Origin of the sequence: Bifidobacterium boum, assembly GCF_000741535.1 — a bacterium.
In the GTDB taxonomy this organism is placed as follows: Bacteria; Actinomycetota; Actinomycetes; order Actinomycetales; family Bifidobacteriaceae; genus Bifidobacterium; species Bifidobacterium boum.
The window spans coordinates 150864-162816 of the sequence record NZ_JGYQ01000002.1; the positions used below are offsets into that span (position 1 = coordinate 150864).

Sequence of the window (11953 nt, forward strand, 5' to 3'; positions counted from 1 at the left end):
TCCGAACTACGCCTCATGCGAAATCATATGATTCCTGTGATGGGCGTGTCGAAACGAATGCGCCTGCACAGTTTGCATGTGCAGGCGCATTCGGCAGGTGTCCAGTCAGTCAAGCCGACCACGATGCATGCCGGTCAGCCCTGATCAGCCGCCTGATGATCCAGAGCCGCCTTCACCAGACCGGCGAACAGCGGATGCGGGCGCGTCGGACGGGACTTGAACTCAGGATGCGCTTGCGTGCCCACGTAGAACGGGTGAACATCCTGCGGAAGCTCCACGAACTCGGTAAGCTCGCCGTCAGGGCTTTCGCCGGAAATCCGCATGCCGCCGTCACGCAGCTGCTGCTTGTAATTGACGTTCACCTCGTAACGGTGACGATGACGCTCGGTCACATGGGTGCTGCCATACAGCTGGGCGACCAAGGAATCCTCCTCGAGATTCGCCGGGTAGGAGCCCAAGCGCATGGTGTGGCCCATATCACCGTGGCCGGCGACGATATCCTTCTGCTCTTCCATCGTGGCGATGACCGGATTCTTGCAATCCGGCTCGAACTCGGTGGAATTCGCATCCTCAAGACCGAGGACGTCACGGGCGTACTCGATGACCATGGACTGGAGTCCCAAGCACAGGCCAAGTGCCGGCAAGCCCGTCTCACGAGCGAACTTCAACGCGCCGATCTTGCCTTCGATGCCACGGATGCCGAAACCGCCAGGAATGACGATGCCATCGACATTGTTGAGCGCCGCTTTCGCGCCTTCCCAGGTTTCGCACAAATCAGCCGCGACCCATTTGACGTTGACCTTGGCATAATTGGCGAAGCCGCCCGCCTTGATCGCCTCGGTGACGGACAAGTAAGCGTCCGGCAGATCAATGTACTTGCCGACGATGGCGACATTCACCTCATGCTTGGGGTGATGAACGCGCTCGAGCAGATCCTCCCATTCAGCCCAATCGACATCATGGAACGGCAGACCGAGTTCACGGACGACGTAAGCGTCCAGTCCTTCGTCGAACAGGATCTTCGGGACATCGTAGATGCTCGGGGCGTCGACACAATTGACCACGCCTTCGGGATCGACGTCGCACATCAGCGAAATCTTGTCCTTGATGGACTGATTCAGCGTGCGGTCGGAACGCAGGACCAGCGCGTCAGGCGTGATGCCCAGCTGGCGCAGCATCATCACGGAATGCTGGGTCGGCTTGGTTTTCAGCTCGTGCGCGGCGGAAATGTACGGAACCAGCGAAACGTGCACGAACATGCAGTTCTCCGGGCCGAGTTCGCGGCGCACCTGACGGGCTGCCTCAAGGAACGGCTGCGATTCGATATCGCCGACGGTGCCGCCGATTTCCGTGATGATCACATCGACATCGTCCGCCGCCTGGGCACGCATACGGCTCTTGATCTCATTGGTGATATGCGGGATCACCTGCACGCACTGGCCCAGATACTCGCCGGCACGCTCCTTGCGCAGCACGGACTGATAAATCTGACCGGTGGTGACATTCGCCTTCTGGCTGAGGAAGACATCAAGGAAGCGCTCATAATGGCCGATGTCGAGATCGGTTTCGGCGCCGTCCTCGGTGACATAGACCTCACCGTGCTGGAAGGGGTTCATTGTGCCCGGGTCGACATTGATATAGGGATCGAGTTTCTGCTGAAGAACGCGGATTCCGCGGCTGCGCAGCAGGCGGCCCAAGGACGAAGCAGTCAGTCCTTTGCCGAGGGAGGACACCACGCCTCCGGTGACGAAAATATGCTTGGTGACGTGTTCCGATGCATTGCCATGTTGTCTTCTTGCCATGGAACTCCAATCTATCATCTCGCCATGACCCGGCGTGTTTCCCTGACACTGCAGCGCCACAGAATCCGTATCCATCCCGCAAGCGCCATGCGATGCAGTCATGCCGGGTCATTTCTTGAGTGTCACATTCACCGTCATGCGGCAATCCACGTCACCCCCTCTGGTGTCTTCGTGTCGTAGCGATATGAGAATCCTTGGACCGTCTCGGACTCGGAAAACGTCACCACGCCTGTAAGCGTCAAACATGCCAGCGGATACACCGCTCACCCATGACGGGTCGATACCTGCTCGCTTCATCGATACCGTCATGGTACCGTCCGGTGACTTCATTGCCGCGAAGGTCACCCGCTGCATGGCTGAAGAACATTCCGTCAGTCGCGCATTCGCCGACAAGTTCAATGCCGGCAGCCTGTTACTCCACAGTCTCAGGACTTTCAGCTTCATGTTCTTTGATACATCAAGAGACGAGAGCCTGTTGCCGTCTACGCACAGGGATGTCAGATGCCTGTTCACCGACACGTCCAACGACGACAGTTGGTTGTCGGTGGCATACAGCGTGGACAGCTGGACGTTATGCGACACATCCAACGATGGCAAGCTGCTTCGGTCCACATCAAGATGCTTCAGCTGTTCATTGTGAGACACGTCCAATGAAGTCAGCTCATCACCCTCTACATCCAGTTCCTTCAGTCGCGGGTTATGCGTCACATCCAATGATGACAGCATATTGTCGGCTGCATACAGCGTCGTCAACCGGGTGTTATGCGACACGTCCAACGACGACAGTTGGTTGTTCCAGGCAAGCAGCTGGGTCAGATTTCGAAAATACTCTACGCCCTTGAGGCTTGAGATTGTCTTGCTGGTGATGGAAATCTTCGTAACGGCATCAGCCTCGGACTCGCTGAGCGTCCCGTCCTTGTCCGCATCGAAATACTGTGACGTATAGGCACGAAATTAATCGTCAGGAAAGTGTTCCGAATCGATATCCACCGGCCATGTGACCGCCGTTGCAGGGTCGATGGCGGTCACATGGCGCGTTCATCGCCGATATGCATTCCACGCCAATCAACAAGGGTCAACCGACACGGCGTTCCCGTTATGCTGTTTCACAGCGTACAAGCTGGCAACACATTCGGCGCTACAGAGCACCAACAACACCGTCAATGGAAGAAAATATCGATATTGCATGCCATAGACCTCGTCGATGCCAATAGGCGTATATTGCAGCCAGAGTGCAAGATATGTCAGCAGGATGATGCCCACGTCGATGCCCCATGCACACCACAGGAATACTCGCATGCGGACGGGCAACGACTTGGTGACCGTTGTGACAGTAATCAGGACAGTCATTACAAGCACTGCTAACCAACAGCAGATGATAACGATGCTATTCGCAATATTGTCCATGTTGGACTTGCCGTGGATAATCGCTTTGCCGATGGCATAAGCCGCTTGCGCAACACCAGTAAAACTGCCCATCAGTGCGCGTTTCTTTGCGGCTACATTCTCAGATGGCACAATCATCGGAGTCGTGACGAACCATGAGGTCAGGCGTATCCACACGACAAGCCATATCGATGACACGGCCACTGCAGCAATACATATCCACAGTCGAGGGTCGCGGCAGGTTCTTTTACCTTGCGCCGCTCCGGCGACGTGCTCCCCGGCAAACCGCCGTTGCATATGGGGTACAAACAGGATGAGCAACACCAATGGTGCATAGGTGAATTTGCACATTGCCGTACAAACCGACAAAAGTGCCAAGGCGATGCAATAGCGAACAGACACACGGCGGTACAGCGTCCTGAACACCATACAGGTCAGAAGGAACGTACACGCTTGAGTGAAAGAATCCGCTGAAATCGCGAATGCATTGCGGTACATTATCACCGGGCATACCATTGCGATGCTGACGAGTATTCGCCATCTCGGCAATGCAGCGACAGCCAGACCCATGCACAATGCATAAACGGCAAGCATGACGAATTCCGCGAGATAATACGTAGCATGCGCAGACATCCCAAATGTCTTGCCTACGGCAAATGCAACAAGTTGTGGCAGGTAGGTGACTGGAGAGTTCACAGCCGAGTTGTTGTACGGGACATCAGCTCCTGCGGCATCCTGTGTGGTGATGGTATCTGCTCTGACGACTGCTGGATCGTACCCGTCATATTCTTGTAGGGAAAAGTTGATCCAACTCCAGTCAACGTGACCACCGACATTGCCGTTGGAACCATGCAGCAAGCTTTTCGAGTCGACTGGTCTGACCAGCACATCGCCGTTCAGGATGCCGTCAATCCGATACACGTGTGCCCAGATATCCGGGATGTGCCCTGGAGGCGTCACCACGATGAAGAACATGCCGATTACTATGGTCACTAACGTCACTATCGCCGGCATGTGTTTGTTGGCGTCACAAACCAGCCGTCGCAGTGCCATGCCATGTTCACTGCCACCCATAGCTGCCTCACCATCTCCAAGCATTTCTCTACACGCATGTGCGGGCGGAATCGAGCATCTTCCTGGATGCTCGATTGTGCATCTGAGATACACGATAACAACCCAACATTAACAATTTTACCCTAAACGAGCGACAGGTGCCGAGTATTCCCTTTCTTGCTCAGTTCCCATACCAATCCGGGTCGGATGCGTCGCGGGCGGAACCGCCGTGCCAGGTGGACGGCGTGGCAGCCACATGGATCGCTATGGCCGATCCCGCCGGCACAGTCGCATTGAGCTTGCCGTCGATGCCGATACGCACCGTCGACGAACAATCGCCGCTGGCATAGACGTTGCAATATTCGCCTGCCGGCATCGAGGTGGCGTACGACACGGCGGCATCGTTTTCCCCGTTGTTGATGACGATGTATGCCCGGTTGCCGCGGCCGAAACCGATTACGTTATCGCCGTCGTCATGCCAATCCACCATGCGTGCGGACCTGGCGACGTTATGCCAGCCGATCATGCCCCGGATCGCCGTCCACCGTTGCGTGCAGGTCCAATCCGACCCCGTGCCGCAGGTCGTATCGGGAACGGAGGTCGAGGTGGCGCCTGGAGCGCCGTCATCACTGTTCTCGTATTCATAGCCGGAGAAGATATTCGGCGTACTGTACGGGTACGCGAGCATGAACGCATTGGCTAGCAGATACGAGTTCTCGTCACGGTATGTCAACGTCATGCCGTTGCGTTCCGTATCCCAATTGGTGACGAATATCGCCGCCTCGTCGCTTGGCACGAGATTGCTGGTGATGTCCTTGATCGACTTGGTGCCCCCGACAAGCGAATTGGAGAAGAAGGTCTTGAGCTGGTACGCGTACTGGAATTCCGACACCTGCCCGGAACGCGTGTAGTTCTTCGGCTGGATCGCCGCTGCCTCGTTCACGTTGCCGATGACCTCTTGCATCCACCAGATATCGTTCAGGGAGCGTCCGGTTTTCTGTGCTACGAGCTTTTTGATGGCGAGGACATCCGTGTTGGAGATGTGTTTGACGGCATCGACGCGGAAGCCTGCGACCCCATAGTTGATGAGTTTGGCGAAATACGAGGCGAGTGTGTCTCGTACATGGGCTGAAGACGTGTCGAGGTCTTGCAATCCGGTGACACGGCAATCCTGGACATTCTCTTGGTCCGTGTAATTGATGACATCCGAGTCGCAGGAATGGAAATCCTTGGCAGTGTATCCGATAGCGGGGAAATCTCCCTTCGCATCGTATGCGCTGCCGACTGTGCCGGTGCCGCTGCCCTGCCCGACGCCGGTGGTGTGGTTGATGACGGCATCGGCGATGATGCCCACCCCCGCCGCCTTGCATGTGGCGATCATGGATTTGAATTCCTGTTCAGTGCCTTCCTTGGAGTCTAACTTGTAACTGACCGGCTGATATGAAGTCCACCATTGCGTTCCCTTGATGGATTCCTGCGGCGGGGAGACTTGGACATACGCGACGCCTTCCGGACCAAATGTCTTGGTGCATTCCTTGGCGATCGACGTCCAGTTTTCCTGGAACGCGGTAACGATGACGTCACTGCGGTAGCTGGCCGGATCGAAATTGGCGGTGATGCCGGTCGGTGTACGGAATGTCGCTACGGTAAGGCCTGCGCTGACGGCGATGCACAGCACTGCGATCAGGATGGTTCTGATGCGTTGTTTCATGATTCCTCCGTTGGATGGGCTGACAGCATTGTATGACGGGCGGCTCGGTCCTGCAAACGTTCGCAGTCGGCGGTGGACGATAACACCTTGCGGGAGCGCAAACGAGTCGATGAAAACGACAACGGGTGACGAACGTTGTCTTACGTTCGTCACCCGTTGGTGGGACGCGTCTGACACGAGGTCGGACTATGCGCCGTAGACCAGGCTAGTCACGGTATGCGCCGTGCTTGGCTCTGTGCTCCCCTGCCAGTGACATTGCACCAGCCAAGGCCAGTGCGAGGCACACGAGGATGGCACCGGCAACGGAAGCGCCGGTCTTGGCGAGATCCGCCGGCTGGTTCGCGGCTTGCGCCGCGGACTTGCCATCCTGGGGCTTCGCAGCAGTGTGGTATGCCTCCCGTCACATCGACTGTGGCGGCCTGTGGAGTTCCCTGAATGGGGATTGCATACGTTTGTACTCGGCGCTTCTATGATAACGTGAATATTTTGCAATGACAACGTGGCGTTGACACACGCCAACAATCAAAGAAAACCGCCCGCGTACAGCAGCACCGGCAGTAGATGGTATCCAACCGGACACATGCATCATTGCATGGCCAAGGAAAACGTTGTCATGATCGGGAGCACCTCAGTAACGTGGGGCGGGAACCTACGATGATTCCCGCCCCACAATAACGCCCATGCCTACAGTCATTCGCCCATGATATGGGCGATCGCCTCAAGGGCGAGCCTGTAACCGAAGAATCCAAGCCCGGTGATCGTGCCTGTAGCCACAGGGGAAATCACGCTGCGCTTACGGAATTCATCGCGTGATGCGGGATTGGAGATATGCACTTCCATCAGAGGCACCCCGGCATCGCCGACCATGTGTGCGGCATCAGCCAAACCATAGCTGTAATGCGTGAATGCCGCCGGGTTCATGACCACCGGAATCGCACCATCCGCGGCCTCATGCATCCAATGAATCATCTCGGCTTCGTCGTCAGTCTGCCGAACCTCGACATCCAAACCGAGGTCACGGCCCCACCGCTCACAATCCTCACGAAGCGTTTGTAGATCCTGATGACCGTAGACATCAGGCTGGCGGACACCGAGACGGCCAAGATTCGGCCCATTGACGACAAGAACACGACGCGTCATACGTTTACCTTTCTGCGTTCCGATGATATTGGACTCGTGGACACCCACCGTGTCACTGTGTGGGGCGAATCCGTTCAAAAGCCTCATGGACTGCTTCAATCGGCGGATTATCCAAATGAATCGGATGACCGATACCGTCAAGAATGACGAAACGCAAGGTATTACCGCGTGCCTTCTTGTCACGGTGCATCAGCGCCAGAACACGTTGCCAGTCGCCGCCGCCCCACGATGTGGGCAATCCCAAGGAGCCAAGCAAATCGCGATGATACTCGACCAAATCCTCGTCGATATACCCGAGAATATGGGACAGTTCAGCCGCGAAAACACAGCCGACAGCCACGGCATTGCCGTGACGCCACTTGAAATGCTCGATCTGTTCAATGGCATGACCAAGCGTGTGACCGTAGTTGAGGAACTCGCGCAGCCCCGCTTCACGCAAATCGTTGGAAACATGGTATGCCTTGACTGTAACCGTACGCTCAATCAGTTCGGCGACCACGCCCTCCAACGGCGACCCTAGGAATGTGCTGCCGTCAAAAGCGCGCAGCTCGCGCGCATGCTCTTCAAGGATGGTCAGAATCTGCGGGTCGCGGATGAAACCGGACTTCGCTACCTCGCCCAGACCTTCGACGAAAATATCGTTAGGTAGCGTTTCCAGCGCACGCATGTCAGCGAGCACGCCGGCAGGCGTGTAGAACGAACCGACCAGATTCTTGCCTTGCGGTGTGTTGATGCCGGTTTTCCCGCCTGTGGAAGCATCCACCATCGCCAGCAATGACGTCGGGCAGTTCACGTATCGGATGCCACGCATCCACGTTGCGGCGACAAATCCGGCAAGATCCGTCGCCGCTCCGCCACCGAGACCGACGACAGCATCAGAACGAGTGAATCCTTCATCGCCCAAACGCTGCCAGATACCATTGGCAACTTCAATGGTTTTGCCGGCTTCCGCATCAGGAATCAGAATGTCACTGACCTCATACCCCCCCTGACGCAGCAATGCACGCGCACGATCGGAGTGCCGTTGCACCGGCGCCGTATGGATCAACGCAACCTTGACCGGCTTGTCACCGAGGACTTCCGCAAGATGATTCGACGTTCCCACACCGATTCGGACATCATACGGGGTGATTGACGCACCAGTGACATGCACATCATGTTCCATAACCATATCCACCACTTTCTTTGCCGCATGCTGCGGCGACGATCCGTGCGTGCGGACCTGCACATTCGCGATAGCACGGAACACGGGGTCCCGCACCTCATACAGGGCACGCCACTTCGCGTCGGCATCTCCCGCCAGCATCGGCCGGTTCCCACCGCGTCGGGCACGCTCCATCGCCTCATGCGGATCAGCCTGCAAATAGACGACCTTCCCGCCGTTCTCCTCATAAGCCGCCAACGCTTCACGGACCTGGCCGGTCATCGGAGCCCCGCCGCCGAGTGACAGAATACCGTCCGTGGAATGCAGCAGATCCTCAATGACGTCGCATTCGAACGCACGGAACTTCGGCTCACCGTACCGTTCAAAATAGTCCGTGATCTTCATGCCGGAGCGATGCTCAATCACCTCGTCCGAATCGGTGAATCGGACACCAAGCAACTGGGCCACTTCCCCACCGACTCTGGTTTTGCCAGCCCCCGGCATGCCGATAAGCACAGCTACGGGAGCCGACAATCTGCCCTCCTGATGAGATGCGACATCGGCACGTCGCGTAGCATAGCGACGTCGCGAAGCGTCACGGCTGCCACCGTACCGACGATGATGCTGCGTCATATCACTTCACCTCACGTTCCCGCTGTAATGCCGAACCGGTACAGTACATCAGCGCAAATGTTCAGGCCAGGACGCGAGATACGCTTGGGCATTACGGCGGGTCTCAGCGATATTGTCCCCGCCGAATTTCTCCAGCACAAACTTCGCCAGCGTCAAACGAACCATCGCTTCGGCGACAACAGACGCAGCCGGCACTGCAGTGTTATCAGAACGCTGGTTGATCGCCTGGGCAGGCTCCCCGGTGAGCACATCCACCGTACGCAGCGCCTTGGGAATCGATGGGATAGGCTTCATAGCGGCACGGACACGAATCGGCTCACCGTTGGACATGCCACCCTCGATACCGCCTGCACGATTGCTCAACCGGCTGATCCGTCCGTCATCATTGACTACGATCTCATCGTGGGCAAGGGAACCAGGACGATCCGCTTCTTTGAAACCGTCGCCGATTTCCACACCCTTGATGGCCTGAATGCCCATCAGTGCACTCGCCAACGCGGCGTCGAGACGCCGGTCGGACTCGACATACGTGCCAAGACCAGCAGGAACGCCGTAAGCGATCACCTCAATCACGCCGCCAAGCGTATCCGCGGCGTTCTTCGCCTCATCGATACGTTCCATCATGCGGTGCTCCGCATCCTTGTCCAAGGTACGAACGGGAGACTGGTCGAGTGCGGCGACGTCATCCGGCAGCGGCAGCGGCGTATCCTCGTCAATACCCACGCCCCCTATGGAGATGACGTGAGCGACCGTGCGAATGCCCAAGCATTGTTCCAAGAAGTTCGATGCGACAGCGCCCAACGCGACACGGGACGCGGTTTCACGTGCGCTGGAACGTTCGAGAATGGGACGGGCGTCAGTGAACCCGTATTTACGCATCCCCGTCAAGTCGGCATGCCCTGGGCGCGGACGGCTCAGCGGCGCGTTGCGACCGGTTTGCGGCAGCTCATGATCGAGCGGGTCGGCGCTCATGACTTCGGTCCACTTCGGCCACTCTGTATTGCCGATTTCAATGGAAATCGGCGACCCCAACGTGGAGCCGTGCCGCACGCCGGTAAGCAGTCGGACCTGATCCTGCTCAAACTTCATGCGGGCGCCACGGCCATAGCCCAAGCGGCGGCGGGCGAGGGCCTCGGAAATGTCCTTCGTGGTGACCTGCACGCCGGCAGGCAGCCCCTCCATCATCGCGACAAGCGCTTCACCATGCGATTCTCCGGCGGTCTGCCAACGCAACATGTGGTCTCCTTTGTCTCTGTATTTCTACGTGTCTTGCCACAGCTCTACTGCTTTCGCATATTAGCGGCAATCGCGACCGCCCACACGGCCACGTCTTCTATATGGACTCTATTACAGACGAATGATACGGCGGGTATCAGTTCGCATTACTGTTCGAGTTTTTGTATTCGTCGCGCAGCTTCCAGAACTCGTCTTCCGTTGCTGCGAACTTCGTCTCTCCTGTGGTCAGGTTGACCGTGACGAAATACAGCCAGTCACCTTCCGGCGGGTTCATCGCCGCTTTGATGGCGGATTCTCCCGGATTGCTGATCGGGGTAGGCGGCAGTCCCGTGTTCACTCGCGTGTTATACGGGTTCGAAGCGTCGTTGAGCATGGCGTCGGTGAGCTTGTCCGCCGAGACGCCCAGACCGTAAGCGACAGTCGAATCCATGCCCAGCGGCATATTCTTGGCCATACGGTTGAGAATCACACGTACCACTTTGCCGTAGTATTCTTCTGAATTGACTTCGGATTCTGAAATCGAGGCGATAATCAGCAGTCGCTGACGGTCGGTGCCAGTAGGCACACCGAGAGCGTCAAGCTTTTCGACCCGCTTATCAACCATCGTTTTGATGATGTCGCTCGCTGAACCGTGATTCTTCACGTTATAGGTTCCCGGTTCAAACCAGCCTTCGAACTTGCCGCCGGCTTCAGCGGGAAGAATACCCGCACCGCCGCCGTTGATCACCGCATTGAAATCGTCGGCATTGATACCGGATAATTTCGCCGCGTCAGCAATCACCTGGGAGACACGCTCCCCCGCTTTGACTTGGAGGAAGCCCGTGGCTTTGGACTGGTCGGACAGAATCGCGACGACATCAGCTGACGCCATGTGCTTCTTCAGCTCGTACGTTCCCGGATACAGCGTGCTGTTATTCGCTGCGACTGCACTGGTGAACGCACCTTGCGATTTGATGACATCGGCTTTCACCAGTTTGTCACCGATTTCCGCTGGGCCTTCGCCGCTTTCGACCGTGAATTCCACAGCGCCGCTGCCTGGCCCCGGATAATCTGCGGTCAACGTCTCAGATGCTCGCTCACGAGCGTCCCGCCACATGGTGAGCCGATGATATCCGAATCCAGCCAACGAGCAGGCGACGGCAACCACGAGAACGATGGCGACGATACGAGTCAACTGTCGTGTCCGCTTACGTTCCTTCGACTTGCGGATTTCCCGCCTGGAACGTGGGGCTTCTTCATCCGAAAGGATATGTGCATCCGACTCAAGCGCTTTGGGAGCGTCCGGATCAGTCCATTGCGTACGCTCCTCGAAAAAATCACGAAAATCATCCGCCATATTCGTTCCTCTTCCTTGTCTCATCGGACAGCACCCCATTGTGTTGTCCTTCGTCCGTCCGTGCAGCATCCAGCGCAGACTGCAAAATCAGCACCGCCGACTGCTGATCCACCATAGGTCGATGCCCACGCGTCGCAATACGCACATCAGACAGCTGTCGGTGCGCGGTGACTGTGGTCAGCCGTTCATCATGCAATTCAACCACTGGGATATCGTCAATATGCAATTGATCCGTATCACGATATTCAACCATGCGGGCAACCAACTCATGAGTCCAGTGTCGCGCTTTTTTCGCGCTTTCTCCCGCACTACCGCTCAGCAACAGCGGCATACCTACCACCACGTGGTCGACATGCTCGCGTTCAATGATGTCAATCACGTCATCGATGGCTTCCAACGCGTCGCCATACACGCGAATATTGCCAATCGGGTGCGCAAAGGTCAGCTCCGGGTCGGACAATGCCAGTCCGACCCGGGCTGCACCAAGGTCGACGCCAAGCCACACCATATGT

9 protein-coding genes are annotated in these 11953 nt (G+C 57.0%); all 9 read right to left on the reverse strand.

Going from position 1 to position 11953, the window contains the following annotated elements; genetic code table 11:
* Window positions 1-134 precede the first annotated feature (134 nt).
* Window positions 135-1802: a CTP synthase gene (gene pyrG / locus BBOU_RS00690; RefSeq protein ID WP_026502974.1), complete on the reverse strand. Its 1668-nt coding sequence runs from the start codon at window positions 1800-1802 to the stop codon at window positions 135-137.
* 108 nt (window positions 1803-1910) lie between these two features.
* Window positions 1911-2573 (reverse strand): leucine-rich repeat domain-containing protein, encoded by a 663-nt coding sequence (locus tag BBOU_RS08725; RefSeq protein WP_155809245.1) that lies wholly within the window; start codon window positions 2571-2573, stop codon window positions 1911-1913.
* A gap of 294 nt (window positions 2574-2867) precedes the next feature.
* Window positions 2868-4262 carry a DUF2142 domain-containing protein gene (locus tag BBOU_RS08730; protein ID WP_051616759.1) on the reverse strand — a complete coding sequence of 465 codons (1395 nt, stop codon included), beginning with the start codon at window positions 4260-4262 and terminating at the stop codon, window positions 2868-2870.
* Between the two features lie 160 nt (window positions 4263-4422).
* On the reverse strand, window positions 4423-5952 hold the full coding sequence (locus BBOU_RS00705; protein WP_026502975.1) for an alpha-amylase: 1530 nt from the start codon (window positions 5950-5952) through the stop codon (window positions 4423-4425).
* 690 nt (window positions 5953-6642) lie between these two features.
* The gene (locus tag BBOU_RS00710) at window positions 6643-7092 is read right to left on the reverse strand and encodes a type II 3-dehydroquinate dehydratase (RefSeq protein ID WP_026502976.1); all 450 of its coding nucleotides are present in this window, start codon (window positions 7090-7092) and stop codon (window positions 6643-6645) included.
* Window positions 7093-7144: 52 nt separating this feature from the next.
* Window positions 7145-8770, reverse strand: coding sequence for a bifunctional shikimate kinase/3-dehydroquinate synthase (locus BBOU_RS00715; protein WP_026502977.1), 1626 nt, complete (start codon window positions 8768-8770; stop codon window positions 7145-7147).
* A 147-nt stretch (window positions 8771-8917) separates the two neighbouring features.
* Complete coding sequence (gene aroC / locus BBOU_RS00720; protein WP_026502978.1) at window positions 8918-10105, reverse strand: chorismate synthase; 1188 nt, start codon at window positions 10103-10105, stop codon at window positions 8918-8920.
* Window positions 10106-10241: 136 nt separating this feature from the next.
* Window positions 10242-11441 carry an endolytic transglycosylase MltG gene (gene mltG, locus BBOU_RS00725; protein WP_026502979.1) on the reverse strand — a complete coding sequence of 400 codons (1200 nt, stop codon included), beginning with the start codon at window positions 11439-11441 and terminating at the stop codon, window positions 10242-10244.
* Window positions 11431-11949 (reverse strand): Holliday junction resolvase RuvX, encoded by a 519-nt coding sequence (gene ruvX, locus BBOU_RS00730; protein ID WP_051616763.1) that lies wholly within the window; start codon window positions 11947-11949, stop codon window positions 11431-11433. The genes mltG and ruvX overlap by 11 nt, the downstream gene beginning before the upstream one ends.
* Window positions 11950-11953: the final 4 nt, after the last annotated feature.